The sequence below is a fragment of the Rhizobium sp. P40RR-XXII genome (assembly GCF_012641405.1).
GTDB lineage: Bacteria > Pseudomonadota > Alphaproteobacteria > Rhizobiales > Rhizobiaceae > Rhizobium.
Map to the genome: position 1 here is coordinate 197,834 of NZ_JABAII010000001.1, position 26,527 is coordinate 224,360.

The 26,527-nt window shown below is 61.2% G+C and carries 20 protein-coding genes; 9 read left to right on the forward strand and 11 right to left on the reverse strand.

The features are described from left to right. Positions 1–531 precede the first annotated feature (531 nt). Entirely contained in the window at positions 532–1,305 is a 774-nt protein-coding gene (gene hisN / locus HGP16_RS00940; protein WP_168838156.1) for a histidinol-phosphatase, read from the forward strand. Positions 1,306–1,501: 196 nt separating this feature from the next. On the opposite strand, the gene HGP16_RS00945 is transcribed toward hisN, so the two are convergent. The 3 genes from HGP16_RS00945 to HGP16_RS00955 all read right to left on the reverse strand — a co-directional run bounded on the left by HGP16_RS00945 (position 1,502) and on the right by HGP16_RS00955 (position 4,339). Beyond that, positions 1,502–2,476 carry an alpha/beta fold hydrolase gene (locus tag HGP16_RS00945; protein WP_168838157.1) on the reverse strand — a complete coding sequence of 325 codons (975 nt, stop codon included), beginning with the start codon at positions 2,474–2,476 and terminating at the stop codon, positions 1,502–1,504. A 201-nt stretch (positions 2,477–2,677) separates the two neighbouring features. Continuing rightward, on the reverse strand, positions 2,678–3,745 hold the full coding sequence (locus HGP16_RS00950; RefSeq protein WP_168838158.1) for a cyclic nucleotide-gated ion channel: 1,068 nt from the start codon (positions 3,743–3,745) through the stop codon (positions 2,678–2,680). Between the two features lie 114 nt (positions 3,746–3,859). After that, a complete protein-coding gene (locus HGP16_RS00955) occupies positions 3,860–4,339 on the reverse strand; it encodes an Lrp/AsnC family transcriptional regulator (protein WP_168838159.1) in 480 nt (159 codons plus the stop codon). A 136-nt stretch (positions 4,340–4,475) separates the two neighbouring features. Between HGP16_RS00955 and HGP16_RS00960 the strand changes: the two genes are divergently transcribed. Continuing rightward, on the forward strand, positions 4,476–4,892 hold the full coding sequence (locus HGP16_RS00960; protein WP_168838584.1) for a DUF2000 domain-containing protein: 417 nt from the start codon (positions 4,476–4,478) through the stop codon (positions 4,890–4,892). Positions 4,893–5,306: 414 nt separating this feature from the next. After that, on the forward strand, positions 5,307–5,771 hold the full coding sequence (locus tag HGP16_RS00965; RefSeq protein WP_168838160.1) for an Hsp20 family protein: 465 nt from the start codon (positions 5,307–5,309) through the stop codon (positions 5,769–5,771). A 116-nt stretch (positions 5,772–5,887) separates the two neighbouring features. Here the strand turns inward: HGP16_RS00965 and HGP16_RS00970 are convergent, their stop codons facing one another. After that, the gene (locus HGP16_RS00970; RefSeq protein ID WP_168838161.1) at positions 5,888–6,907 is read right to left on the reverse strand and encodes a bile acid:sodium symporter family protein; all 1,020 of its coding nucleotides are present in this window, start codon (positions 6,905–6,907) and stop codon (positions 5,888–5,890) included. Positions 6,908–7,017: 110 nt separating this feature from the next. Here HGP16_RS00970 and HGP16_RS00975 point away from each other — a divergent pair, with 110 nt between their 5' ends. Next, positions 7,018–7,875 (forward strand): LysR substrate-binding domain-containing protein, encoded by an 858-nt coding sequence (locus HGP16_RS00975; RefSeq protein WP_168838162.1) that lies wholly within the window; start codon positions 7,018–7,020, stop codon positions 7,873–7,875. Between the two features lie 403 nt (positions 7,876–8,278). Here the strand turns inward: HGP16_RS00975 and HGP16_RS00980 are convergent, their stop codons facing one another. After that, positions 8,279–9,325, reverse strand: coding sequence for a low specificity L-threonine aldolase (locus HGP16_RS00980; protein WP_168838163.1), 1,047 nt, complete (start codon positions 9,323–9,325; stop codon positions 8,279–8,281). Positions 9,326–9,891: 566 nt separating this feature from the next. Between HGP16_RS00980 and gltB the strand changes: the two genes are divergently transcribed. Then, the gene (gene gltB / locus HGP16_RS00985) at positions 9,892–14,631 is read left to right on the forward strand and encodes a glutamate synthase large subunit (RefSeq protein ID WP_168838164.1); all 4,740 of its coding nucleotides are present in this window, start codon (positions 9,892–9,894) and stop codon (positions 14,629–14,631) included. Between the two features lie 176 nt (positions 14,632–14,807). After that, positions 14,808–16,262, forward strand: coding sequence for a glutamate synthase subunit beta (locus HGP16_RS00990; protein WP_168838165.1), 1,455 nt, complete (start codon positions 14,808–14,810; stop codon positions 16,260–16,262). A 67-nt stretch (positions 16,263–16,329) separates the two neighbouring features. Here the strand turns inward: HGP16_RS00990 and HGP16_RS00995 are convergent, their stop codons facing one another. From HGP16_RS00995 to HGP16_RS01005, 3 genes are all read right to left on the reverse strand, one after another. Next, positions 16,330–17,079 (reverse strand): aminoacyl--tRNA ligase-related protein, encoded by a 750-nt coding sequence (locus HGP16_RS00995; protein WP_168838166.1) that lies wholly within the window; start codon positions 17,077–17,079, stop codon positions 16,330–16,332. 237 nt (positions 17,080–17,316) lie between these two features. Then, on the reverse strand, positions 17,317–18,507 hold the full coding sequence (locus HGP16_RS01000) for a DUF459 domain-containing protein (protein ID WP_168838167.1): 1,191 nt from the start codon (positions 18,505–18,507) through the stop codon (positions 17,317–17,319). 79 nt (positions 18,508–18,586) lie between these two features. Continuing rightward, complete coding sequence (locus HGP16_RS01005) at positions 18,587–19,810, reverse strand: lytic murein transglycosylase (protein WP_168838168.1); 1,224 nt, start codon at positions 19,808–19,810, stop codon at positions 18,587–18,589. 202 nt (positions 19,811–20,012) lie between these two features. On the opposite strand from HGP16_RS01005, the gene galU reads away from it, so the two are divergent. Continuing rightward, positions 20,013–20,900 (forward strand): UTP--glucose-1-phosphate uridylyltransferase GalU, encoded by an 888-nt coding sequence (gene galU, locus HGP16_RS01010; protein ID WP_168838169.1) that lies wholly within the window; start codon positions 20,013–20,015, stop codon positions 20,898–20,900. Positions 20,901–21,102: 202 nt separating this feature from the next. Here the strand turns inward: galU and HGP16_RS01015 are convergent, their stop codons facing one another. Then, positions 21,103–22,629, reverse strand: coding sequence for an outer membrane beta-barrel protein (locus HGP16_RS01015; RefSeq protein ID WP_168838170.1), 1,527 nt, complete (start codon positions 22,627–22,629; stop codon positions 21,103–21,105). Positions 22,630–22,826: 197 nt separating this feature from the next. On the opposite strand from HGP16_RS01015, the gene HGP16_RS01020 reads away from it, so the two are divergent. Next, positions 22,827–23,822: an SIS domain-containing protein gene (locus tag HGP16_RS01020; RefSeq protein ID WP_168838171.1), complete on the forward strand. Its 996-nt coding sequence runs from the start codon at positions 22,827–22,829 to the stop codon at positions 23,820–23,822. Here the strand turns inward: HGP16_RS01020 and HGP16_RS01025 are convergent, their stop codons facing one another. Next, positions 23,823–24,281: an NfeD family protein gene (locus HGP16_RS01025; protein ID WP_168838172.1), complete on the reverse strand. Its 459-nt coding sequence runs from the start codon at positions 24,279–24,281 to the stop codon at positions 23,823–23,825. Position 24,282: 1 nt separating this feature from the next. Continuing rightward, positions 24,283–25,299 carry an SPFH domain-containing protein gene (locus HGP16_RS01030; RefSeq protein ID WP_168838173.1) on the reverse strand — a complete coding sequence of 339 codons (1,017 nt, stop codon included), beginning with the start codon at positions 25,297–25,299 and terminating at the stop codon, positions 24,283–24,285. Between the two features lie 302 nt (positions 25,300–25,601). On the opposite strand from HGP16_RS01030, the gene HGP16_RS01035 reads away from it, so the two are divergent. After that, complete coding sequence (locus tag HGP16_RS01035) at positions 25,602–26,510, forward strand: S1C family serine protease (RefSeq protein WP_168838174.1); 909 nt, start codon at positions 25,602–25,604, stop codon at positions 26,508–26,510. Positions 26,511–26,527: the final 17 nt, after the last annotated feature.

Sequence of the window (26,527 nt, forward strand, 5' to 3'; positions counted from 1 at the left end):
GTCGACGCCTCGGATGAGGGGCTGTCTCGGAAACTTTCAGAGCGAACAGAATCTGTCCAAGCGTTTGGCTATGGTGATGGTCAGGCGTGTTTGTTGTTGCCGCGCACTTGCGCCTAGCCCCTCACCCTAGAGCGGTTCAGCTTTTCACGGAATCGCAGGACCGCTCTAGCTCTTTGTTTTCTCGCAATTCCGGACAGAAAACCGCTGCGCACTTTTCCTGGAATTGCTCTAGCCCTCTCGCCGCAAGCGGGGCGAGGGGGATCACTCCACCAAAAAAGAACCGCGCTCGTGGCGCGGCTAAGTCTAGGGAGGAAACACCCAAGGAGGGTATTTACAGTCAGAAGACTGTAGCTGGATATTGATATCGCACTGCACAAATGTCAAGCACTTTATTGCGCTGCAAAATATTTAGGCAGATTCGAAAATCCTGCCTGATCGGCAGGCATCCTGCGCGCCGCGTCATCATGCGGTTTGCTTCAGGGCCTATATGGGATATGACATCGCCCATCCTGTCACTTACGCGGATTGACCATGCTTCCCGATCGCTCGTTTTTCTATCGTCTGGCCGAGGCGGCCAAGGCTGAAACTCTGCCGCGCTTCCGCGCCGGCGTCGATGTGGTCAACAAGGAAGCCAGCGGCTTCGATCCGGTGACGGAAGGAGACCGCGCCGCCGAAGAGGCGATTCGCGCCTTGATCGAGGCCGAGTTTCCCGATCACGGCATTCTGGGCGAGGAGCACGGCAGCGTCGGGCTCGACCGTGAGCATGTCTGGGTGATCGATCCGATCGACGGCACGCGCGCCTTCATCTCGGGTGTTCCGGTCTGGGGAACGCTGATCGGCCTGCAGAAGAACGGCCGCGCCATCATGGGCATGATCGACCAGCCCTTTACGGGCGAGCGCTATTTTGCCGACGGCAACGGTTCCACCTATTCGGGGCCGGATGGTGAAAAGCGGCTGCGGGTCCGCGATTGCGGCGCTCTTTCGAATGCAATCCTCTTCACCACGTCGCCGCATCTCTTTGCCGGCGAGGAACTTGCAAGATATCGCGAGATCGAAAGCCAGGTCCGGCTCTTCCGTTATGGCACGGATTGCTATGCCTATGCGCTGCTGGCCGCAGGCCATATCGATCTCGTCATCGAGAATTCGCTGAAACCCTATGATGTCGGTGGCATCATTCCCGTCGTCGAGCAGGCCGGCGGCATCATGACGACTTGGGATGGCGGCCGGCCGGAGATGGGCGGAACGATCATCGCCGCAGGCAGCCGCGCCGTTTATGAACAGGCTTTGGCTGTCCTGTCGCGCTAGCGCATGATGCCGAAAAGTGTGATCGGTTTTCGGACGACATCATGCTCTACTTCTTTGATCCTAGAGCGGATTCAGATTTTAGGTCGAACAGACCTTAAATCATCCGGCTCTAGCGCATGTCGCGCAAAAGTGTGCAGTGGTTTTGCGATAACGACATGCGCAAATTCAAGGATCTAAAACGCCAAATCACTTGGCGTCAGGCTTCCGCTTCTATCTCGTAGGCGTTGGTTTCGGCATCGCTGCCGGGAATGAAGGCATGGATCGCGGCGAGAGCCTGATTTCGGTAGATATCGCGCTCTTGCAGGATCTCATGCTTGGCGCCGTGAATGGGCACGAGCTGGGCGGCGCGGAAATAGCGCGACAGCCGCTCCTGATCGGCATAGGGCACCACGCCGTCCCGCGTCGGCGCGAGCAGGACAGTGGGGATGGGAATTGAAAACAGGTGTTCAGGCCTGTTGACCCGTTCGATTGCCCGCAAGGCTTGCGACAGCCAGCGCGCCGTCGGTGGCCCCAGGCAAACCTGCGGATAAGTGGTGCCAATGCCGATGTTGCGCCGGTAGCGCTGTTCGTCCGTGGTCAATGGGTTTTCGGCGAAAGGTCTTTCCTTGAATTTCTTGCTGAATTGCATTCGGCTAAGGCCGATGCCGCTGAGGGTGCCGGAAAGAAAGCGGATGAAGGCCGGCGATACGCCGTGACCGGTCAGACCGATGAAGGGGGCGGACAGCACCATGCGGTCGATGCGCGTTGCTAGCCCCGGTGCTGCCGAGAGCGCGATCAGCGCGCCCGTCGAATGGGCGAGAAGGAAGAAGGGCAGGCGCGTATCCGGCAGGACGATCTTGTCGAGGAAGGCCGTGAGATCGCGTTCATAGTCGGAAAAGTGTCGGATATGGCCGCGCAGGGGATCCTTCAGCAGCCGTTCCGATCCGCCCTGGCCGCGAAGATCGAAGGTCGCAACCCAGAGGCCCTTGGCCGTGAGATCGCGGATCGTCTCGAAATATTTCTCGATGAATTCGTTGCGGCCCTGCAGCAGAACCACGGTCCCTTTGGCGACCGGCTGCTCGCAGCGGAACACGGCATAGCGCAGCTTGCGCCCGTCAAAGCTCTCGAAAAAACCCTCGGTGCGGTTCTCGGGCACCGGATTGTCTGCTGTGGAATAGAGGATCGAATCCATGGCGATGTCGCGCCTCGCTGACAAATGGCTCATCTCAAGGGGATAGCGCAGCTTGGGGGAATTGCAACAGGTTTGTGGCTTTTCTCCGAATGACGCGCGCGGGGTGACGCGAAAGCCGCGTTTCGCCTGCCGAGTGCTATTCGACCTCGAGGGTGAGGCCCTTGAAAGGCTTGATCTCCTTCAACACGAAGATCGTGCGCATCAGGTCTTCGGAGTTGCACCACGCCGTTCGAGCGCGGTCTTGCGGATGATATCGGCGATCTCCGGGCTGCTGCTCGACAGCATCTGAAAATCCGACGAATAGAGCGACAGCAGCGAGACTTCCGTTGTTGCGCTGACGGTCGCCGAGCGGGGTTCGCCGCTGATCAGCGCCATCTCGCCGAAGAAGCTGCCGGAGCCGAGCTCCACAGGGTTCGGCGTGGCGACGCTGACGCGGCCCTCGACGATGAAGTACATCTGGTCACCGGCCTCGCCCTTGCGGCAGATGATGCCGCCGGCCGGCACGACACGCGGTCTCAGCGCTCTAACGATCTCGATGAGCGCGGCCGAACCAAGCTTCTGGAACAGCGGCACCGCGGCAACCAGCTGCCAATTGCGCACAAAATCCTGGCGACGAACTTCTTCGTAGAAGCCGGTGGCGAGGATGCCGGCCCAGAGCGCAAAGATGCCGATTCCGCTCATCATGACTAGCCCGGCAAGGACGCGGCCGGCGAAACTTTGCGGAATCTCGTCGCCGTAGCCCGTGGTCGACAGCGTCACGACCGCCCACCACATCGCTAGCGGAATGCTGCCGAACTTGTCAGGCTGGACGTCGCGCTCGATGATATAGGCTACGAGCGCCGCGCCGAACAGGACGATGCCGAAGATCGAGGTGACGCCGATCAGGTTGCGCGCTTCCTTGGTGAGGACCCTGCCCAGCAGCCGGAAGAAGGTCGAGCCGCGCAGCGGCTTTAAGAGCCATATAGCACAATAGAGGCTTTGGTCGCGGCCGCTAACGAGAAAGAAGGCGGCCAGAGGGACTAAAACAGCCAGTACGTCGACGGCGATTTCCGGTGCGCTGCCGCGAACGTCTTTCGTCCGCTGCGCCCTCAGTGTCTCGATCAGTTGTAGACCGTAGGCAGCCCAGATGCCGGCGAGCAGAACGTGCAGGATGAGCCTGGTCTGTCCAGTTATATCAGGCGTCGTGAGCGCCGCCACGGTCAACAGACCGATTGCAGCGAGCACCGCGTTCAGCGATGCGGAAATCTTCGAAAAAGGAAGCGCCGACATTCAATACCCCGGGGTGGGCTGCCACTTACCTAGAATAGTATCGCCTAGAATAGGATGGCTTCGATCCAAACGTAAAGGGCTCGCAGGGTATGCCCAGCAGCCAAGCGCTATGTGTTATCGCTGCCCGACCTCAAGCGGAAGGCCCTTGAAAGGTTTGATTTCCTTGAGCACGAAGGTCGTCTGCATTTCCTTGATGCGCGGCAACCGGCGAACCACCGCCATGGCGAAATCCGCATAGCTGTCGAGATCGGTCGCGACTACTTGCAACAGGAAATCCGCGTCGCCGGCGATGCTGTAACAGGCCACGACTTCGCTCAGCTTCAGGACATCGCGCGAGAATTCCTCGGCCTCCGCCTCGCTGTGGCTGTCGATCTTCACCCTGATGAAGGCGAGAACGCCGAGGCCGATCCGGCGTCTGTCCAGGGTTGCCGCATAACCCTGGATCACGCCTGTTTCCTCCAGCTGGCGCACGCGCCGCCAGCATGGCGACGTCGAGAGCCCGACTTCGGAGGAAAGCGCTTGATTCGTCAGGCGCCCATCCCTCTGGAGCGCTCCGAGGATCCGCAGATCGATGGGTTCGAGGGGTTCCGGCATACTTGACCTCGGTGCTGCATAATTTAGGTAAGGTCTACCATAATTGCCGTGCAGCCGACAATGATAGGCAAGATTATCCACCATATCGGAGATATCCTGCAAGGAAATGTCATCATCAACAGCACACCAGGTCTTCATGCTTCCCGATATTCGTCTTGCCATCGTCGTCAATCCGAACCTGCCGCTCGGGCTGATCGCCAACACCGCCGGCGCCATCTCGATCGGGTTGGGCGCAAAGTTTCCCGCGCTCGCGGCCAGGCAATTGACCGACAGGGAGGCGCGTACCATCGACATCAGCTCGAACATGCCCGTTCCGATACTGCAGGCGGATGCGGAAACCATACGATCTCTGTTGTTGAAGACCTTGCCGGTGGAAAACGACCGCGCGATCGTTCCGTTTCCTGCCTTTGCCCGCTCGCTGCACGATTACAGGGAATATGAGGCGACGTTTCCCGATCGCGACCTCGCCGGCGAGACGATCGACGGCCTAGGGCTGGCGGGGCCTTCGAAATGGGTGAAGTCGCTGACCGGCTCGCTGAAATTGCTGCGGTAGCTGTGTGCTTTGACGCAATTCCGGACGGAAATCAGCCTCACACTTTTTCTGGAATTGCTTGGGTGCCTGAAAGAAAAAAGGCCGGCTTGCGGAGATAGAGAGATCCGCTTCGCCGGCCGAGCAAGGACTGAAGAAGAAGGGACGATACACTTCAGTCATCGGACGATGGTCTTCCGATAATTTGAAGATAGGTCCGCCTGCCTGAATGGGTTCCGAACCATGCGTTCATCTGCGGTTCACGCAGGGTTTTCCTAGGAATTTCCCGAACCGCGCAGGGGTCTTGAACTCCGCAAAAGCGATCCCCATCTCTTTTCTGCGGGTGCCAAACGGGCTCGCAGAACCGTCCCGAGGCCGCCCTGAGTGGGGCCGTGGGGCAAAACTTGAAATCGCAATTGTCGCTCACAGGAGGACTCCATGCGTCACGTAGACTTCTCTCCCCTTTATCGTTCCACCGTCGGTTTCGACCGTCTGTTCACCATGCTCGACAGCCTTGCCCAGCCGGATCAGGCACAGACCTATCCGCCCTACAACATCGAGCGCACCGGTGAAAACACCTATCGCATCACCATGGCCGTTGCCGGTTTCGATGAAAAGGAACTGAGCATCGAGGCTCACGCCCACGTCCTTCAGGTTAAGGGCGAGAAGAGCGAAGAGCCGGCTGAAGCCAGCGAATATCTCTATCGGGGTATCGCCAAGCGTGCCTTCGAGCGCCGTTTCCAGCTTGCCGATCATGTCGAGGTTCAAGCTGCTTCCCTGAAGAATGGTTTGCTGCACATCGATCTGCTGCGCAACATTCCGGAAGCCATGAAGCCCCGCCGTATCTCCATCGCGGCCGAGACGGTGGACACCGCCAAGGCCATCGAGGCACATGTAAACTAAGAAAATAGCGATCGATGGCGGCTCCTGATCGCCATTGATCCTGATCCTCCCAAGATCAAAACAAGAGCGGCGTCCGGATGGGCGCCGCGTTTGTTTTGGCGGATCGGCCGGATCTCTCAGGCGGCGTTGGTTGCTTCGCCCGGCGGCTTTGCCGCCGCTTTTGCCGCTTCACGGCGTTTGGCCGCATCGGCATATTTCTGGGCAAGCACGGCGCAAGTCATCAGCTGAATCTGATGGAACAGCATGAGGGGCAGCACGATGGCGCCGATGCCCTGGCCGGCGAAAATGACGTTGGCCATCGGCACGCCGCTTGCCAGCGACTTCTTCGAGCCGCAGAAGGTAATGGTGATCTCGTCAGCCTTTTCAAAACCGAGGGCGCGGCTGCCGAACATGGTGATGCAGATTACCATCGCCAGCAGCACCATATTGGCGACGATCACGGTCGCGATATCGATCACCGAGAAGGTGTGCCAGAGACCCTCGACCACGGCCTCGCTGAAGGCCGAGTAGACGACCATCAGGATCGAGCCGCGATCGACCGGCATCAGGATCTTCTTCTTCGAGCGGATCCAGTCGCCGATCCATGGCTGCAGCACCTGGCCGGCGATGAAGGGGGCGAGCAGCTGCAGCATGATCTGCCACAGGACATCCCAGGAAAAACCACCCTGGCCGCCGACCGAAAACAGGATGCCGACGAGCAGCGGCGTCAGGAACATGCCGAAGATGTTCGAGGCCGAAGCGGCGCAGATCGCCGCCGGCACGTTGCCGCCGGCGATCGACGTGAAGGCGATGGAGGATTGCACCGTCGAGGGCAGCACGCTCAGGAACAGCATGCCGGTATAGAGCGATACGGGCAGGATGCTGTTCGGGACGATGTGACCCATGGCAAGCACCAGCAGCGGGAAGATGCCGAAGGTCGTCAACAGGATCACGAGATGCAGCCGCCAGTGCAGCAGGCCGGCAATGACGACATCGCGCGACAAGCGCGCGCCGTGCAGGAAAAACAGCAGGCCGATGGCGAAGTTGGTGGCGATGCCGAAATAGTGAGCGCTTGCGCCCTGCACCGGAAAGAAAGATGCCGTCAGAACGGTGAGCACCAACAGCATGGTGAAGGTGTCTGGAAGAAAGCGGCGCATCTGCCTACCCCAAAATCGCAGTTACAAGTCTTAATGATAACCCTTGCAGATAGACCTATCCTGATCCACGATGCAAGGAATAACAGTTATCGTGACATAGGATAAGCGCGATGCTAGATCTCACCCAGTTGCGCAGTTTCGTGGCTGTCGAGCAGATGGGCAGCTTCACGCTGGCGGCGGAGCGGCTCGGTCTCGGGCAATCGACGGTCAGCCAGCATATACAGCGGCTGGAAACGGAGATCGGACGCAAATTGCTGGCGCGGGACACCCATCGCGTCGTTTTGACCGATGACGGTGAGGCGTTGCTCGGACATGCACGTCAGATGCTGTCGATTGAAGGAGAGGTGCGGCAGCTTTTTGCCGGCAACAGCCTGCGCGGCAATCTACGGCTTGGCGTTTCCGAGGATTTCGTCACCAGCCAGCTCCCGGACGTGCTGGAGGAGTTCGTGCGTTCGCATCCGTCCGTCGATCTCGAACTGACGGTCGCACTCAGCGGCACGCTCTATGAAATGCAGGACAATGGCGATCTCGATCTGGTGCTTGCCAAGCGCCGGCTCGGCGATGCGAGGGGCAAGCTCGTCTATCGCGAACCGCTGGTCTGGCTGGCGCGCGATCCCGAGCGCATTCGCAGGCTTGCGGCACCCTTGCCATTGATTGCCTTTCCCGCGCCCAGCGTCACCCGCGCGGTGGCGCTGGAGGCACTACGCCGGCAGCAGGTGCCATGGCGAATCGTCTGTACCTGCGGCAGCCTCAGCGGGCTGACGGCTGCTGCCCGGGCGGGCATGGGCGTTCTCGTCCAGCCGCAGAGCATGGCACCCGCCGGCCTGAGCGAAATTGCGCCGGGCTGGCTGCCGGCGCTGGAGGATGTCGAATTCGTGCTGGTGCCACGCAAGGGCGCCAATCAACTCCTCATCAACGCGTTGTCTGAAGACATACTGACAAAGGTCCGAGGCCCGAGATCGAACTGAGAACGATACCGCCCGCGGCCTCGCGATAAAAGCAATGCGGATCATGCTGATAGCGCGGGGAGTTTTCCGGGATTTCCTTTGCCGGCTGCCGTTTTTCTTTCATGCGCCGCGCCTTGCGACGCCCAAGATTCAGCTCAAAGTCAGCTTCCGCTGCTATCTTAGGTGGCGATGGGTGAACTAGGGGAGGATATCCGTCTCGTTGATATATGGTGCCATCTTCATTTCCGGACTTGTAGCCTGCGTCGTGGCAATGACGATGATCGTTCATCATAAGCCCGCGTCCGATCGCGATGATTTATCGAACTTTGCAATGTTCGCCCATCGGAATCAAAACTAACCCTCGTTGTCGCCATTTTGAGCGCCGTCCGGCTCTAACCCGGCTCCGGCGCTCTTTTTATGTGGGTCAGGCCAGGCAGGCGAGGAAGTTCCCAACATCGGCCTCGGTCGTGGCGAAGCTCGTCACGAGGCGGATCAGGGTTTCATCATTGTTGACGAGATCCGGCTGCGATTCCGGGATCGGCCATTCGTAGAACTTCGCCCCCTTGTCCTCGGCTGCCCTGGCGGAGGATTTCGGTATGACCGCGAAAACCTCGTTCGAAACGGTCGGCCAGGCGAGGCGGGCGCCCCGTGCCCTTTCGATGCCGGCGCGCAGACGATCGGCCATGCCGTTGGAATGGCGGGCCAGATCGAGCCAGAGACCATCCTGGAAATAACCGTCGAACTGGGCGGCGATGAAACGCGACTTGGAGAACAGCTGGGCGGCGCGCTTGCGGATGAAGTGCATCTCCTTTGCCTTCTCGGGATCGAAGACGACGATCGCCTCGGCGCACCAGCAGCCATTCTTGGTGCCGCCGAAGGAGAGGATGTCGACGCCGCGCTTCCAGGTCATCTCAGCCGGGCTGGCGCCGAGCGCGACCAGGGCATTGGCAAAACGCGCGCCATCCATGTGCAGCGGCAAGCGGTCCGCCTTGGCGACGGCGGCGATGGCATCGATCTCGTCGAGCGAATAGACCGTGCCGATCTCCGTTGCCTGAGTGATCGTCACGGCGGCGGCGCGGCCATGATGGACGGCATCCTGCGGGAAGCGGGCAATTTTCGCGGCAAGGGCCTTTGGGTCGATCTTGCCGACATTACCCTTGACTGTTGCCAGGCGCGCGCTGCTGAAAAAGTCCGGCGAACCGCATTCGTCCTCGGCAACATGCGCCTCGCTGTGGCAGAAGGTGATGCCACCGGGCTTCTGGACGCTGGCAAGCGACAATGAATTGGCGGCGGAGCCGGTCGCGACGAAGAAGACGGCGACTTCGCGCTCGAAGATTTCGGCGAACCTGGCCTCGACGTGCTGATCCAGGTCGCTCAGGCCGTATGCGGTCGCAAAGCCTCCCGACTCGGCGAGCAGGCGTTGCGCGATCTTGGAATGGGCGCCGGCCCAGTTATCGGAAGCAAAGAACATGGAAATGCACCAGTTGAAGGATTGAATTGCGGGAAGGTTAAATAGGCTCGGCGGGACCTTACGCCAATGCAAAAACCTATCAAGAGTATGAATTTGAAGAATGCATCACAGAAATTGATCTACGCAATCAACAAATAAAATGATGCGCTGCAGCGAAACTTTATTGCTTGATTTATGCGGCATTGGCAATCTTCCGTCTTTCATTGAGGAAATTTTGCCATTTTGCTCTTGCGAAGGCGTTCGCTTTCTGGCATAGAGCTGATGAATTAGGACAGGGTTGCTGTCCTATTTTGGCCGCCGAGGCCGAAGATGCGCTAGAGGGTCCTGACGATGTCGGGATTTCGAGCTATAGTTATCCGGAGCATGCCCTTTCAAGCCTTTCAGGCGGCGGGCAATGCGGCGGTGGAATAGCAAGGCGCGGAACGCTGACGACGGGCTCCACTCGCGGGGTCACGGGTCGCGGCCGGATCTTCATAATGCAACAGCGCTGTCGCGCGTCGGCCCCGGAAACGGACCGCGCGGGACGAAGGAGCGCCCGCGACGCGGGCCTTACCGGAGGGAAGACGATGACGAACAGGACGACGTCCACGAGTTTTGACCAGACCGCTGCAGTGAACGCTGCCGCTACGGCCAAAACGTCGAAACGCGCCGATCGTTTGCCGTCGGTCGGCATCCCGCCGAAGCAGGGCCTCTATGATCCGCGCAACGAGCATGACGCCTGTGGCGTCGGCTTCGTCGCGCACATGAAGGGCCAGAAGTCGCACCAGATCGTGCGCGACGGCTTGTTCATTCTGGAAAATCTGACGCATCGCGGTGCCGTCGGCGCCGATCCGCTGATGGGTGACGGCGCGGGCATTCTCGTGCAGATTCCCGACCGCTTCTTCCGCGAGGAGATGGCCAAGCAGGGCGTCGTCCTGCCGAAGGCGGGCGAATATGGCGTCGGTCATTTCTTCCTGCCACGCGAAGAGGCGCTGATCGAGCACTTCAAGACCGCCATCACGCAGGTCGTTGCCGAAGAAGGCCAGGTGCTGCTCGGCTTCCGCGACGTGCCGGTCGATAATTCCTCGCTGTCGAAGGCGCCTGACATTGCCGCCACGGAGCCGCATCACGTGCAGGTCTTCATCGGCGCCGGCCGCGATGCCGGCACGAACGAGGAGTTCGAGCGCCGCCTCTTTACCCTGCGCAAGGTGATCTCCAACCGCATCTATGCGGAATATGAGGGCGAGGAGAGCAGCTTCTACCCCGTATCGCTGTCGAGCTCGACCATCGTCTACAAGGGCATGTTCCTGGCCTATCAGGTCGGCGCCTATTACAAGGACCTGTCCGACCCGCGTTTCGAGACGGCTGTCGCTCTGGTGCACCAGCGTTTCTCGACCAATACCTTCCCGTCGTGGAAGCTCGCGCATCCCTACCGTATGGTCGCGCACAACGGCGAAATCAACACCCTGCGCGGCAACGTCAACTGGATGGCTGCCCGCCAGGCATCGGTCTCTTCGCCGCTGTTCGGCGACGATATCTCCAAGCTCTGGCCGATTTCCTATGAGGGACAGTCGGACACGGCATGTTTCGACAACGCGCTCGAATTCCTCGTGCGCGGCGGCTATTCCATGGCGCATGCCATGATGATGCTCATCCCCGAGGCATGGGCCGGCAACCAGCTGATGGCTGCCGAACGCAAGGCATTCTACGAATATCACGCCGCCCTGATGGAGCCGTGGGATGGCCCGGCCGCCGTCGCCTTCACCGATGGCAAGCAGATCGGCGCGACGCTCGACCGTAACGGCCTGCGTCCGGCCCGCTACCTCGTCACCAACGACGACCGCATCATCATGGCCTCCGAGGCGGGTGTTCTGCCGGTCGAAGAAGAGAAGATCATCCAGAAGTGGCGCCTGCAGCCGGGCAAGATGCTGCTGATCGACATGGAGAAGGGCTGCATCGTCTCCGACGACGAGGTGAAGTCCGAACTCGCGACCAAGCATCCCTATCGCAGCTGGCTGAGCCGTACGCAGCTGATCCTCGAAGACCTGAAGCCGGTGGAGCCGCGGGCGCTGCGTCGCGACGTGTCGCTGCTCGACCGCCAGCAGGCCTTCGGCTACACGACGGAGGACACCAAGCTGCTGATGTCGCCGATGGCGACGACGGGGCAGGAGGCCGTCGGCTCCATGGGTACGGATACGCCGATCTCGGCCATGTCCGACAAGCCGAAGCTGCTTTACACCTATTTCAAGCAGAACTTCGCGCAGGTGACGAACCCGCCGATCGACCCGATCCGCGAGGAGCTTGTCATGAGCCTCGTCTCCTTCATCGGCCCGCGCCCGAACCTGCTCGATCATACCGGCATGGCCAACGCCAAGCGCCTGGAAGTCCGCCAGCCGATCCTGACCAACGGCGATCTCGAAAAGATCCGCTCGATCGGTCACACCGAGGATCGCTTCGACACCAAGACGCTCGACTTCACCTATGATGTCGAACGTGGCGCCGAAGGCATGCCCGAGATGCTCGATCGTCTCTGCGAGCGGGCGGAAGCGGCCGTTCGCGGCGGCTACAACATCATCGTGCTTTCCGACCGCCAGATCGGCCCGGACCGTATCGCGATCCCGGCGCTGCTGGCGACCGCGGCCGTCCACCATCACCTGATCCGCAAGGGTCTGCGCACCTCCGTCGGCATCGTCGTCGAGACCGGCGAGCCGCGCGAAGTGCATCATTTCTGCCTGCTGGCCGGCTATGGTGCGGAAGCGATCAACCCCTACCTCGCCTTCGACACGCTGCTCGACATGCATCAGCGCGGCGAATTCCCGAAGGAAGTGGACGCGACCGAGGTCGTTTACCGCTACATCAAGGCTGTCGGCAAAGGCATCCTCAAGGTCATGTCGAAGATGGGCATCTCGACCTATCAGTCCTATTGCGGCGCGCAGATCTTCGATGCGATCGGCCTGCAGCAGGAGCTGGTCGACCAGTACTTCTTCGGCACGGCGACCATGATCGAGGGCATCGGCCTCGAAACGATCGCCGAGGAAACCGTCTCCCGCCATAAGGCTGCTTTCGGGCGCGATCCGCTGCTGGCAAGCACGCTCGACATCGGCGGCGAATATGCCTACCGCATGCGCGGCGAAAGCCACGCCTGGACGCCGGATGCCGTGGCTGCCCTGCAGCATGCTGTGCGCGGCAATGCCGAGGACCGCTACCGCGAATTCTCCGAAATGGTCAATGAGTCGACGCTCCGGATGAACACCATCCGCGGCCTCTTCAAGATCAAGGGCGCGGAAGCGCTCGGCCGCAAGCCGATCTCGATCGACGAGGTCGAACCGGCCGCCGATATCGTCAAGCGCTTCTCGACGGGCGCCATGTCCTTCGGCTCCATCAGCCGCGAGGCGCATACGACGCTGGCCATCGCCATGAACCGCATCGGCGGCAAGTCGAACACCGGTGAAGGCGGCGAAGAGTCCGACCGCTACATGCCGCTCTTCGACGGCTCGCCGAACCCGGAACGTTCCGCCATCAAGCAGATCGCCTCCGGCCGCTTCGGCGTGACGACCGAATATCTGGTCAATGCCGATGTGCTGCAGATCAAGGTGGCACAGGGTGCCAAGCCCGGCGAGGGCGGCCAGCTGCCCGGCCACAAGGTCGATGCCACGGTTGCCAAGACCCGGCATTCGACGCCGGGCGTCGGCCTGATCTCGCCGCCGCCGCACCATGACATCTACTCCATCGAAGATCTGGCGCAGCTCATCTTCGACCTGAAGAACGTCAACCCGACCTCGGATGTGTCGGTCAAGCTCGTCTCGGAAGTCGGCGTTGGCACGGTTGCCGCCGGCGTCGCCAAGGCGCGCGCCGATCACATCACCGTCTCGGGCTATGATGGCGGCACCGGCGCTTCGCCGCTGACCTCGCTGAAGCATGCGGGCTCGCCTTGGGAAATCGGCCTTGCCGAGACCCAGCAGACGCTTGTCCTGAACGGGCTGCGTTCGCGTATTGCCCTGCAGGTGGATGGCGGTCTGAAGACCGGCCGCGACGTCATCGTCGGCGCGCTGCTTGGCGCCGACGAATTTGGCTTCGCCACCGCGCCGCTGATCGCGGCTGGCTGCATCATGATGCGCAAGTGCCACCTCAACACCTGTCCGGTTGGCGTCGCCACCCAGGATCCGGTCCTGCGCAAGCGCTTCAAGGGCGCGCCGGAGCATGTCATCAACTACTTCTTCTTCGTCGCCGAGGAAGTGCGCGAGATCCTCGCCTCGCTCGGCGTTGCCAAGCTGGACGACATCATCGGCGCTTCCGAGCTTCTGGAAAAAGACGATATGCTCGCTCACTGGAAAGCCAGGGGCCTCGACTTCAGCCGCATCTTCCACAAGGTCGATGCTCCGAAGGAGGAGACCTATTGGACGACGGTGCAGAAGCATCCGATCGACGATATTCTCGACCGCAAGATGATCGAAAAGGCCGAGCCGGCGCTCGCCTCCAAGACGCCGGTTGCCTTCGAGGTCGACATCAGGAACGTCGACCGATCCGCCGGTGCCATGCTGTCGGGCGCGGTCGCCAAGCGCTACGGCCATCGCGGCCTGAAGGACGACACGATCAACGTCACGCTTAGAGGCACCGCCGGTCAGTCCTTCGGCGCGTTTCTGGCGCGCGGCGTGACCTTCAACCTCATCGGCGATGGCAACGACTATGTCGGCAAGAGCCTTTCGGGGGGCCGCATCATCATCCGTCCGCCGGAGAATTCGAAGATCGTTGCCGAGAACTCGATCATTGTCGGCAACACCGTGCTCTATGGCGCAACCGAGGGCGAGTGCTACTTCCGCGGTGTCGCGGGTGAGCGGTTCGCGGTCAGAAACTCCGGCGCGATCACCGTCGTCGAAGGCGTCGGCGACCATGGCTGCGAATACATGACCGGCGGCGTCGTCGTCGTGCTCGGCGAAACCGGGCGCAACTTCGCGGCCGGCATGTCGGGCGGCGTAGCCTATGTGCTCGACGAGAAGGGCGATTTCGCCCGCCGCTGCAACATGGCCATGGTCGAACTGGAACCGGTTCCCGAAGAGGACGAGCTCCTGGAGAAGCTGCATCATCACGGCGGCGACATCATGCACAAGGGACGCGTCGACGTCTCCGATGACATGACGCGGCATGACGAAGAGCGTCTCTTCCAGCTGATTTCGAACCACGTCCACTATACGGGCTCGACGCGGGGCAAGAATATCCTCGATCACTGGGCCGACTACCGCCCGAAATTCCGCAAGGTCATGCCGGTCGAATACCGTCGCGCCCTTGAGGAAATGGAGCGCAGCCGGATGAGCGTGGCGGCGGAGTAATCCGCCCCGGCTCAAAGCCAGTCGAGGGTTTCGCCTCGCATTGCTGTCGCCGCCATGGCGATCGCGACTGTCGAACGGCGGAATCGGATTTGAATTAAAGTGCCGGACAGGGAAACTTGGATGACCCTCGGGCACGGGAGCCATGAGCTCCTCTTTTAGAGTGAGGAAACGAAAGCATGGGCAAGGTAACAGGCTTCTTGGAAATCGACCGGCAGGTGGCGAAGTATCAGCCGGCGTCGGATCGCATCCGGCATTTCCGTGAATTCACGATCCCCATGTCGGACCAGGAAGTGCAGAAACAGGCAGCGCGCTGCATGGATTGTGGCATTCCCTATTGCCACGGCCCGACCGGCTGCCCGGTGCACAACCAGATCCCCGATTGGAACGACCTCGTTTACAACAACAATTGGGAACAGGCGATCCACAACCTGCATTCGACCAACAACTTCCCGGAATTCACCGGCCGCGTCTGCCCCGCACCCTGCGAGGAGGCCTGCACGCTGAACCTGGAAGACGCGCCCGTCGCCATCAAGACCGTCGAGCAGGCGATTGCCGACAAGGCCTATGAGCTCGGCTTCATCCGCCCGCAGCCGGCAACAGTCCATACGGGCAAGAAGGTCGCCGTCATCGGTTCCGGCCCCGCCGGCATGGCGGCCGCCCAGCAGCTCGGCCGCGCCGGGCACGAGGTTCATCTCTATGAGCGCGAAAGCAAGCCGGGCGGCCTGCTGCGCTACGGCATCCCGGATTTCAAGATGGAGAAGAACTTCATCGACCGCCGCGTCGAGCAGATGAAGGGCGAGGGCGTCACCTTCCATTGCAGCGTCAATGTCGGCGTCGACATCAAAGTCGAGCAGCTTCTGGCAGACTATGATGCCGTGCTCTATTGCGGTGGCTCGGAAACCCCGCGCGAAGCCGGCATCCCCGGCGTCGAGCTGGCCGGCGTCCATGATGCCATGCCCTATCTCGTGCAGCAGAACCGCCGCGTCGGCCGCGAAAACATCGACAGCGCCGGCTGGCCCGCCGATCCGATCCTGGCCGGTGGCAAGCATATCGTCGTCGTCGGCGGTGGCGATACGGCGTCGGACTGCGTCGGCACGGCATTCCGCCAGGGCGCCGTGAAGGTGACGCAGCTCGACATTCGTCCGCAGCCGCCGGAGAAGGAAGACAAGCTCGCCGTATGGCCGTTCTGGGCGACGAAGATGCGCACCTCTTCCTCCCAGGCCGAAGGTGCGGTTCGTGAATTTCAGGTCGCGACGCTGGAGTTCATCGGCGAAGACGGCGTGCTGACGGGCGTGAAATGCTGCGAAGTCGATGAGCGCCGCAAGCCGATCGCCGGCACGGAATTCGTCATCCGCGCCGATCTCGCCTTCATCGCCATCGGTTTCCGCGGCCCGTTCACCGACAGCGTGCTCAAGGAACTCGACGGCAAGCTGACGCTCAACACCGACAGGCGCGGCTCGACCAATGTCGTGGCCGACGACAAGAACTACAAGACCTCGGTCGACAAGCTCTGGACCGCCGGCGACGTTCGCCGTGGCCAGTCGCTGGTGGTCTGGGCCATCCGCGAGGGCCGCCAGGCCGCCCGCGCCATCGACGAGGCCTTGATGGGCTCGACGGTTCTGCCGAACTAAGTTTCGCTGCCATCTTGGTGCAAACTATCCGAGGCCGGGTTCGCGATGAACCCGGCCTCCTTTGTTTTCATCGGTTTGCGGCGATATTCCAGTTGTAGACGCAGCGGTCGAGACCGATGGCGATTTCCAGCACTGCGACGTCGTGGTCTGCAGCCGGTCCCTTCTTCGGCTGACTGCGGTAGCGCTGTGGAAAGTCCGTGCGTCTCGAAATCGAGCAGACCTCCATCCATTTGTCGCCGTTGTCGACCTCGATATCCATGGTGATCTCCGAATAGGCCGGGAGGCGATCGGACGGCACGATCCGCGTCGGCAGATGGATCACGGAAGCGATCATCCGGCGGACCGGTTCCAGCGAGGCGCTGTGATAATCATTGCCGCTGTCGGCGGCAAACGCGCATTGGAATTCAAGCTGCCAGAATTCCTTGAGGCGCACATGCTTGCTCGGCTGGTCCTGTTCGCGGCGATAGGATTTTCCGGCCTGCCAGACGCATAGGGGCAACCGCGTTCTCGAATGATTTCTGAGAAGGTGCTGCATATAGACATAGGTCGACGGTGTCGTTTCGGGCCGAAGCACAAGTTCGGCCTCGGTCTTCGATACCAGCTCCTGCACCCATATGTCTGAGTTGGAATAGGCATCCGAGACGAGGCTTCGAGGCATGAGGGTCGGCGCCTCGACCCTGCGGATATCCCAGGCTTGGTTTTCGGATCGCAGAAATCGTGCGACCTCATCGGAAAAGAACCGGATGAAGTCGTCGCGCAACTTGATGTCCCGCTCTTCCCAATGAACGAGCGAATTGACGTTATAGATATTGAGCACGTGCCATTCTCCATGGGCAACGTTGATGTTTTGAGGCGAGGGCTTTACGTCCAGCAGCCGCCGGACATGCTGATCGCTCCGGCCGTCACGACTGGACGCCGAGACCTCGGCCGGAGAAAGCGCGCAAAACCACAGCCTGCGGGCAGGTGCGGTTACGATCGATATGATCTGCGCTGTTCGTGCTCATGCGGTTCTTCTATTGGCGGCCTGCGAGCTTGTCAAACCGCTCCCGCGCATCTATCGCGCCACCGATCCAGGCAACCGGTAGTCGTCCACGCGGCCGGCCGGCGCCGGATCCATTCGGCCCTTGTCGACAAGCAGATCGCGTGGCGAGGGCGTCGTCACGGCGGGAGCGGGTGCGCCGCCTAGAAGCTGCGAGCCGCCGTCGAGATCGGGATCGGAAAGGCTTATCGGCTGCGTCCGGGTTATTTTTTCCATCTCCGTTGCGGGCAGGTTCGCTTGCTGTGCCGGCAGCGGATTGCCCGTGTCGAGGCGGGTGATGTCTGGGCTCGCCTGATCTCCCAATATCCGGCGCGCCGGCTTCTCGACATAGAAGGCGACCTTGCGCTTGCCGGCCACCGTCAGGTTGACGCCATCTGCCGTTCTCAATCGAACCTGCTGGCCGTTCATGTCGGAGCCGGTGACGATGAACTCGCCGTTCTGGTCGGTAAATCCGTCCCATATGTCGATGAACTCGCCGCCGACGCTGGTCATCTGGCTCTGGTAGATCTGATTGAGTTTGACCGCACCGGCGCTCAACTGGTCCGATCCGAAAGAGGGCAGCCCTACCCAGAGCAGCGGGATATGCCGGCTCGTCACCAGCTTGGCGAATTGCTGCACGCGCTCTTCGTAGGCGAGGAACCACGGATCGGTGCCATATTTTTCGTTGAGCCCGTCGCCGATCATTTGCTGGCGGTCGTTGGCGCCGATCATGACGACGACCATGGCAGGCTTCAACTGATCGATCATCCCGGGCAGTTGCTGCGGCCAGTTGTAATAATCCTGCCGGACGAGGCCGGAAGCGACGTTGCCGCGCGCCTGGATGAGGACGCCGGGGGAGGTGGAGAAAGCATCCTCCAGTCCGGCCGCCAAGCCACTTGCCAGGAAGTCTCCGACAACGAGGATGGTTTTGGCATCGGTAAGTTTTTCCGCCGGGGCCGGCGTTTCCGGCTGCACGACCGCCTGGCGGGGTGGCGGGGTCGGCCGCTTGCGCGGCTGGACCTTTCGCCGTGGAGGCGGCTGCTCGGCGGACTGATCGGGATAGTCGGGCTCGCGGGTGCCGAACAGCATATCGAGCAGGTTTCTGCGCGGTCGCTCCTGCGCTTCGGCTGCGCTCGACAGGCAGCCAAACATGATGACGGCCGCAAGAAATGCCGTAAGGACAACCCTTATTGTTGCCATGGTCGCGCGGGCAGGTCGTTTTATCATAGCTTCTTTTCCGCTCACGCCCCGCTGTCGCATGAGGACAATTTTCTCGTCCGGCGATCGCGGATTCGTTCTATGCGGCCTACTTGCGCAATGCCTTCAGCAGGCCCATCGAGGGCTCGCCATCCGCATCCATGCCCATGCGTTCCTGAACGGCGGATATCGCAGCCTTGGAGCCCGATCCGAAATTGCCGTCGACGACGCCGTCATAATAGCCGAGCTCCTTCAGGCGCGTCTGCAGCTCGAATTTCTGCTTGACGTCGAGCGTACCGCTCGGGCGCGGCCAGGATTGCTGCATGCCGCCAAAGCCGGCGATCTGATCCGCAAGCAAGCCGACGGCCAGTGCATAGCTGTCGGAGGCGTTGTAGCGCTTGACGGTGAAGAAGTTGCCGGTCATCAGGAAACCGGGGCCATCCGGGCCGCCCGGCATCTTCAGCTGGGCGCGGTCGGAGGTCTGGCGGAAACCCTTGCCATTGGGACGGACGAAGCCGAGGGCGGCCCATTGCGCAATCGTATGGGTCTTGCCGGCCTGTGAGTTGCCGCCTGGCGGTACGACAACTTCATAGCCCCATGTGCGCCCGGTATCCCAGCCGTTTTTGGCAAGCAGATTGGCCGTGGTCGCCAAGGCATCCGGAATGGAGTTCCAGATGTCTGGATGGCCGCTGCCGTCGGCGTCCACGGCATAGAGCAGGTAGCTGCTCGGGATGAATTGCGTGTGGCCCATGGCGCCGGCCCAGGAGCCGTTCAGCTCCTTGCGCGAGATATCGCCCTTCTGCAGGATTTTCAGCGCGGCGACGAGCTGCTTCTTGGCATAATTGGCCCGCTTGGGATCGGCATAGGCGAGCGTCGCCAGCGCGCGGGGTACATAATGCAGCCGGTCGTTCTTGGCCAGCACGGCGCCATAGTTCGATTCCATCGACCAGATCGCCAGCATGATGTTTCTGTCGACGCCGAAGCGCTGCTCGAGCGCGCGCAGCGTGGATGCGTATTTGACCGCCATCTTCCGGCCAATATCCACGGTATAGGGATTGACACGGGAGTCGAGGTAGTCCCAGATTTGGGACTTGAATTCCGGTTGGTACTGCGCTTTTTCGAGGACCGTGGGGTCTGGGTCCGTCACGCCGGCAAATGCATCGCGATAGGTCGATTGTGTAATGCCGCTCTTTGCAGCGGTAGCGTAGAAGCCCGCGATCCATTTCTGGAACCCAGGGTCGGCATTGGCGTTAACGGGGAAGAATCCCGCAAAGGCGCCGAGCGCGAGCGCCAAAGCGAGACCACGAAGGGAGTGTTTGCGGTTTGCGGTCATCTACAGCCTGGTCCATCAAGCGTTGGATTTCGGTGCGGCGAAGCAAATAGCGTTCGCCCAAGCGTGACACTAAAGGAACGAAGTCAACAAATTCTTTACCATGGAAGTGAGGGCCAGTCATTATTTGCAAAACAGTAGCAAATTTAATCTACTGACGTTTCGAATGGCTTGGCGCCAGCATTTTAATGCCCAGGAGGTATGAGTGGGACAGCATAAGAAGGTGCGTAAGGCGGTATTTCCGGTTGCCGGATTAGGGACGCGGTTCTTGCCGGCGACCAAGGCGGTGCCGAAGGAAATGCTGACTGTCGTGGACAAGCCTGTGATCCAATACGTCGTCGACGAGGCGATGGAAGCGGGCATCGAGCATTTCGTGTTCGTGACGGGGCGCAGCAAGCACGTCATCGAAGATTATTTCGATATCCAGTTCGAGCTCGAGCATACGCTGCGCCAGCGCAACAAGAATGCCGAACTGTCGCTGCTGAACGGCCTGCTGCCGAAGGCAGGCACGGCGAGCTTCACGCGTCAGCAGGAGCCGCTCGGCCTTGGTCACGCCGTCTGGTGCGCCCGCGAGATCGTCGGCGACGAACCCTTCGCGCTGCTATTGCCCGACATGGTCATGCGCGGCGAAAAGGGCTGCATGAAGGGCATGATCGAGCTTTACGAGCATAGCGGCGGCAACGTCATCGCCGTCGAGGAATGCGCGCCGGATCAGACCCATAAATACGGTATCGTCGGTGTCGGCGAGACGATCGGCAACGGCTTCCGCATCACCGAGATGGTCGAAAAGCCGGCCAAGGGAACGGCTCCGTCCAACTTCTTCATCAACGGCCGCTATATCCTGCAGCCGGAGATTTTCCGTATCCTTGAAAGCCAGGAGCGCGGCGCCGGCAACGAGATCCAGCTGACCGACGGCATGCTGAAGCTCGCGCAGACGCAGGATTTCGCCGGCTATCACTTTGAGGGCCAGACCTTCGACTGCGGCGCAAAGGATGGCTTCATCCTCGCCAACGTCGCCTTCTCGCTGGCGCGCGCGGATATCCGCCCGACCATAGAAAATGAGCTGAAGGCGCTGGTCGAAGCCCTGAAATAGGCGCTTGCGATCTTCGCAGGCAAAGCATCGAGGCCCGGTCTTCCGGGCCTCATTTCGTTTGCGCTGACAAAACTTCACGGTCCGGAATGGAGCTTTGGAGCATTTCCAGGAAAAGTGCGCAGCGGTTTTCCGTCCGGAATGCGTTCGGAAATAAGAAGATGGAGCGTTTTTGCGATTCGAAGAAAAGCGGAAATGCTCTGGGTCAGCGCTTTACCGTCAGGCCGACACCGGCCTGGAGTTGGTGGGTGCTGTCGCCAACATCTCTTGTGGTCAGTTGATAGCCGATATTGCTGGTCAGATCGAGGTAGCGGTTGATCCCCCAGGTTAGGCCGAAAGCCGTGCCGTATTCGGTTTCGTCGGAGGCGTTGCCGTTGGAAGGATAGTTGCGCCAGATCGTTCCGCTCGTCACCTTGGCGGTCAAGTCGTCGCGCAGCTGACGGCTTACGGTGCTCGTGAGCTGGTAGGCGGTATAGCCACTGAGGCCGGCCGTGGTGGAGGGCTGGACCGTGGTCGAAAGGCCGATGCTGATATCCGTACCGCGCTGCGGCGACCAGGCGAGATTGCCGTCGATCGTCGGCGAGTCCACGGACGCCAGGCGCGAATCGTCGAATTGGGTGTGCTGATAGCCGAAGCCGAGTTCGCCCTTGAACTTTTCGCCGAGGTCGAATTCGACGCCACCCTTGCCGCCATAGCTCTGGTTCGAGCGGGCATAGCCGTTGCTGTCGCGGGTCTGGTCGTAGACAGCTCGGCCGAGATCGACTTCCACGAAGGGAATGATGGCGGGCGAGAGCTCGTAGCCGATACGCCCGCGCCAGGTGCCGGCCGTCTGGTCGCGGTCGCTGAGCGTGACCTTGGTTCCGTCGGAAAGTACGGCATCGGAATAGACCGTGCGCGTCAGTGCCAGTGCCGTCGTGCCGCGCAGCAGGCCGAAGTCGCGTTCCAGCGAAAGTCCTGTTGTAAACTGGTTGACGGCCGATTGCTTCGAGGCGCCGGCGATCGCGTTCGGGTCGCTCGTGTCCTCGCGGTAGAACTGATAGCCGGCGGTGATATGCGCGGTGGTATCGGCGGGGAGATCGAGCCGCAGGTCGGCGTTCAGGTTGATGGTCGGCTTTTCTTCACTCGTGCCGCTGAGATTCTTTTGCCAGACGCCCTCGCCGGTAACGGTCAGGGCATGACGGTCCCAATCCGAGGTCACGGTGCTGCGCAGATCCGTCTGCAGGAAAGTGCGGTTGTTCTCAGTGGAGCCGGTGCGATCCCGCTCGACATTGATCGACTGATTGACGGAAGGGCGCAGGGTGAAGGTGCCGAGCGGTATGCCCTGGACATCGGCGCGATCCGGATACTGACGTGCCTTCAATCCGTCGACGGTTGGTTCCGCCAGGTTGACGCGGCGCAGGTCGTTATCGAGCGTGGAGCCCGTGGTGATGGGATCGACGCCGTCAAGGCGGAGGCGCATGTTCGGCGGTGCGTCGCTATTCGACGTGCCGGCGGACGCCGGGTTCGTCGGTTGGACCGCTTGCGCACCGCCTGTGGAGGTGGTCGTCGGATCAGTCGGGGATGCCAATGTCGATGCAGGCAGGGTATCGTCGAGGTTCTGGCCGGGCGAGAGCGATTGCGCGTAGACCGACATCGGCGCGGCGAATGCGATACCCCAGCCGAGCACGGCGGAGGTCGCCCGTGCCGTCAGCCGGAGGGCATCATGACCCGCCTTATCCTTGCCGATGTTCATTTTATTTATGTCTGACCCTGCTGGAAATGTCTTAAAATTCTTACCCAAGTGTAAAGCCGCGTGGTTAACGCTTGGTTGCCAAAGGGCCGCGCGCGGATGCGGATCGGCAATATTATCGATATGGCATGGCGGCCGGCGCCATGGCCATAAGTCGATCTTCTGTGGACAGATTTGGAGAAAAGCGTTAGGCCTCCCTCATGAATAAGAGAGCTGTAAGACTCATCGAGAACGGCGCGATCGAATCCGCCATACGAACGATCGAGACCGAGAGGCGGGGCATGGAGGCGCTAGAACGCGCGCTGACCAATGGCCTGGCCGAGCCCTTCAGCCGCGCGGTGGAGATCATCGGCGATATCACCGGCCGTGTCGTCATCACCGGCGTCGGCAAGAGCGGCCATATCGGCAACAAGCTCGCCGCCAGCCTGGCCTCCACCGGAACCCCGGCTTTCTTCGTGCATCCGGTCGAGGCCAATCACGGCGATCTCGGCATGATCACGCAGGATGATGTCATCATCGCGATCTCCTGGGGTGGCGAAAGCGCGGAGTTGCGCGGCATCATCAGCTATTCCCGCCGCTTCTCGATCCCGATGATCGCCATTACATCAGGCGAGACCTCCACCCTTGCACGCGAGTCGGACGTGGTCCTCCTGCTGCCGAAGGAGCAGGAAGCCTGCCCGCATGGGCTGGCGCCGACGACATCGACGCTGCTGCAGCTCGCTATCGGCGATGCGTTGACCGTGGCGCTGCTGGAAGCGAGGGGCTTCACAGCCGAGGATTTCCGCACCTTCCATCCGGGCGGCAAGCTGGGCGCGAGCCTGTCGCATGTCGCCGATATCATGCACAAGGGCGATCGTGTGCCCCTGGTCAAGCTCGGCACCGGCATGCCGGAAGCGGCGATGACCCTTTCGCGAATGCGCTTCGGCTGTGTCGGCGTGATCGATGACAACGGTTGCCTGTGCGGTATCGTCACCGACGGCGACATCGCCCGCAATCTCGGCACCAGCCTTGCCGAAATGCGCGTGGACGAGGTGATGACCCGCAATCCGAAGACCGTCAAAGAAACGACGCTGGCCACAAGCGCCATGGCCGTGCTCAATCGTCACAATATTTCGGCGCTCATCGTGATTGACGATACGCGCCACCCGGTCGGGATCGTGCATTTCCACGATCTACTGCGGATCGGTGTCGCCTGATCAGACGGGTTCGACCGTGAGGTCGCGGCCGTTGCTGGCGACGACCTTGACGCGGGTGCCGATAGGCAAGTCCGGCCCGCTGACCGTCCAATACGTATCGTTCAAGCGAATGCGTCCCCGGCCTTCGGTGATCGGCTGGTCGAGGGTTGCCGTGCGCCCAACCAGGCTGGCGCCGCGCTGGTTCAGGAACGGCTCGTCCGTAACCTGGTTGTTGTTGTAGAGATAGCGTCGCCCAATCAGGGTGACGATCACCGCCGTGGCCGCGAAGACGAGCCCCTGCACCTGCCAGGCCCAGAAGGCGCTATCCCAGAAGAGCAGGGACAAGGCGCCGACGATGATGCCCGCCAGGCCGACCCACACCAGGAAGAAACCCGGCAGGACCAGCTCGGCGGCGAGCAGCACCAATCCGAACAGCCACCAGCTCCAGGGGCCGAGTTCCACGACAAGATTGTCGAACATCTCAGCTCTCCCGAGGTGGCAGCGGATTGACGGAAGGCGTGGTGCGAACCGTGCCCGACCGCGGCCGGGAAGGTTGCGGAGCGCCATTGCCGTCGCCGTTGTCGCCGAAGACTTCGCGGGCGATGGCGCCGATGCCGCCGAGCGAACCGATGATGGAGCTGGCCTCCATCGGCATCAGGACGATCTTCGAATTGCCGGCGGAACCGATTGCGGTCAGGGCTTCGGTGTACTTCTGCGCGATGAAGTAATTGATCGCCTGCACATTGCCCTCGGCGATGGCCTCGGACACCACGCGGGTCGCTTTCGCTTCGGCCTCGGCGAGACGCTCGCGCGCCTCGGCATTGCGGAACGCCGCCTCGCGCTGGCCCTCCGCCTGCAGCACGGCTGCCTGCTTGGCGCCCTCGGCGCGCAGGATCTGCGCATTGCGAAGGCCCTCCGCCTCCAGGACCTGAGCGCGCTTTTCGCGCTCGGCCTTCATCTGCCGGCCCATGGCGTCCACGAGATCCTTCGGCGGCTGGATATCCTTGATTTCCACGCGCGTTACCTTGATGCCCCAAGGTTCTACGGCCTCGTCAACCACCCGCAGCAGCCGCTCGTTGATGGCATCGCGATTGGACAGAAGTTCGTCCAGATCCATCGAGCCCATGACCGAACGGATGTTGGTCTTCGTGAGATTGAGGATCGCGCTTTCGAGATTGGTGATCTGATAGGCGGCCTGCGCTGCGTTCAGAACCTGGAAGAAGGCCACCGCATCGGCGGAGATGCTGGCATTGTCCTTGGTGATGACCTCTTGCGTGGGCACGGCCAACACCTGCTCCATCACGTTCATCCGCATACCGATCGTTTCGATGAAGGGCACGATCAGATTGAGCCCCGGCTCCAGCGTGCGGATATAGCGGCCGAAACGCTGGACCGTGTACCGATAGCCCTGCGGCACAGTCTTGATCCCTGCGAACAGCACCAGGATGACCAGGACGATCAGGGCAATCACAACGATGCTGAAACCACCGACTACCATCAAATTCCTCCATGGGCGCGCCCGTCTGCAGCGGAACCGCGTCGCGTCAATCGCCGCCGTTCTGCCTCCAATAGCTCGGTCGAGCATACGAGGCGGCAGCTCAATCAGATGTGGTGGGTTAGCATGTTCTCGGCAAGTGAGGAATGGGCGTCGAAGGGGAAGGTTTTAGCGAGCCCCCATCAATCAATCGCGACCGGGTCTTGCTTCCGGCGGTTGATCTTCATACTTTATTGTAGAAATTTCTGGCTCCGCTGCTCCGCAGCCTTTCGAGCCAAGTCATCGCGCATCATCAGGGTGGAGCTATGAATATCGATAGGACCTTGCGGTCGGTCGTGGCCGTACACGCCTCAATTCCGGAAGATGCTTTCACAGCGGCAACACTTGGCACCCGCAGGGAAGGCAGCGGCGTGGTCATCCGGGGCAACGGGCTCGTCTTGACCATCGGCTATCTGATTACGGAAGCCGATAATGTCTGGCTGACGACCAATAGCGGCCGCGTCGTGCCTGGTCATGCCCTGGCTTACGATCAGGAAACCGGATTCGGTCTGGTGCAGGCGCTCGGCCCGCTCGACGTGCCCGCCCTGGAATTCGGCGACGCGGACAAGGCCGAGATCGGCGATGCGGTCGTCGTGGCTGACGGAATCGGCCAATTCGTCGAGGCGAAGATCGTCGCCAAGCAGGAGTTTGCCGGCTATTGGGAATATTTGGTCGATGAGGCGATCTTCGTTGCGCCGGCGCATCCCTCATGGGGTGGCGCAGCCCTTCTCAGCGAAGATGGCAAGCTTCTCGGTGTCGGCTCGCTGCATTTGCAGATGGCAACAGAGAACGGCGATAGCGCCGACATCAACATGATCGTGCCGATCAACCTGCTTTTGCCGATCCTGGAGGATCTCATCAAGCGCGGGCGGGTCAGCAAGCCGCCACGGCCCTGGCTCGGTGCCTTCTCGGCCGAAAGCAACGGCGAGGTCGTTGTCATGAGCGTCACCGAGGGCGGCCCGGCGGCCAAGGCGGGATTGCGCCGGGGCGACGTCATTTCGGAGATCCGCGACGGGGAAGTCGATGGGCTCGCCGATTTCTATCGCAAGATATGGGAGAGCGGGCCGGCCGGCGCCGAGATTCCCATGCGGGTGCTGCGCGATGGCCGCGAGGCCTGGCTGCGCATCAAGTCGGCCGATCGCAGCAGCTTCCTCAAGAAGCCACAGCTGCAATAGGCTTCGAGCGGTTCAGC

What these genes read in the sequence shown, in the direction of transcription:
- HGP16_RS00975 (WP_168838162.1), top strand. Translation starts at nt 7,018, where the DNA reads ATGCTAGATCTCACCCAGTTGCGCAGTTTCGTGGCTGTCGAGCAGATG.
- HGP16_RS01015 (WP_168838170.1), bottom strand. Translation starts at nt 22,629, where the DNA reads ATGAACATCGGCAAGGATAAGGCGGGTCATGATGCCCTCCGGCTGACG.
- HGP16_RS01000 (WP_168838167.1), bottom strand. Translation starts at nt 18,507, where the DNA reads ATGATAAAACGACCTGCCCGCGCGACCATGGCAACAATAAGGGTTGTC.
- HGP16_RS00990 (WP_168838165.1), top strand. Translation starts at nt 14,808, where the DNA reads ATGGGCAAGGTAACAGGCTTCTTGGAAATCGACCGGCAGGTGGCGAAG.
- hisN (WP_168838156.1), top strand. Translation starts at nt 532, where the DNA reads ATGCTTCCCGATCGCTCGTTTTTCTATCGTCTGGCCGAGGCGGCCAAG.
- HGP16_RS01030 (WP_168838173.1), bottom strand. Translation starts at nt 25,299, where the DNA reads ATGGTAGTCGGTGGTTTCAGCATCGTTGTGATTGCCCTGATCGTCCTG.
- HGP16_RS01025 (WP_168838172.1), bottom strand. Translation starts at nt 24,281, where the DNA reads ATGTTCGACAATCTTGTCGTGGAACTCGGCCCCTGGAGCTGGTGGCTG.
- HGP16_RS01035 (WP_168838174.1), top strand. Translation starts at nt 25,602, where the DNA reads ATGAATATCGATAGGACCTTGCGGTCGGTCGTGGCCGTACACGCCTCA.
- HGP16_RS00955 (WP_168838159.1), bottom strand. Translation starts at nt 4,339, where the DNA reads ATGCCGGAACCCCTCGAACCCATCGATCTGCGGATCCTCGGAGCGCTC.
- HGP16_RS00965 (WP_168838160.1), top strand. Translation starts at nt 5,307, where the DNA reads ATGCGTCACGTAGACTTCTCTCCCCTTTATCGTTCCACCGTCGGTTTC.
- gltB (WP_168838164.1), top strand. Translation starts at nt 9,892, where the DNA reads ATGACGAACAGGACGACGTCCACGAGTTTTGACCAGACCGCTGCAGTG.
- HGP16_RS00950 (WP_168838158.1), bottom strand. Translation starts at nt 3,745, where the DNA reads ATGTCGGCGCTTCCTTTTTCGAAGATTTCCGCATCGCTGAACGCGGTG.
- HGP16_RS01005 (WP_168838168.1), bottom strand. Translation starts at nt 19,810, where the DNA reads ATGACCGCAAACCGCAAACACTCCCTTCGTGGTCTCGCTTTGGCGCTC.
- HGP16_RS00945 (WP_168838157.1), bottom strand. Translation starts at nt 2,476, where the DNA reads ATGGATTCGATCCTCTATTCCACAGCAGACAATCCGGTGCCCGAGAAC.
- HGP16_RS01020 (WP_168838171.1), top strand. Translation starts at nt 22,827, where the DNA reads ATGAATAAGAGAGCTGTAAGACTCATCGAGAACGGCGCGATCGAATCC.
- HGP16_RS00980 (WP_168838163.1), bottom strand. Translation starts at nt 9,325, where the DNA reads ATGTTCTTTGCTTCCGATAACTGGGCCGGCGCCCATTCCAAGATCGCG.
- HGP16_RS00960 (WP_168838584.1), top strand. Translation starts at nt 4,476, where the DNA reads ATGCTTCCCGATATTCGTCTTGCCATCGTCGTCAATCCGAACCTGCCG.
- HGP16_RS00970 (WP_168838161.1), bottom strand. Translation starts at nt 6,907, where the DNA reads ATGCGCCGCTTTCTTCCAGACACCTTCACCATGCTGTTGGTGCTCACC.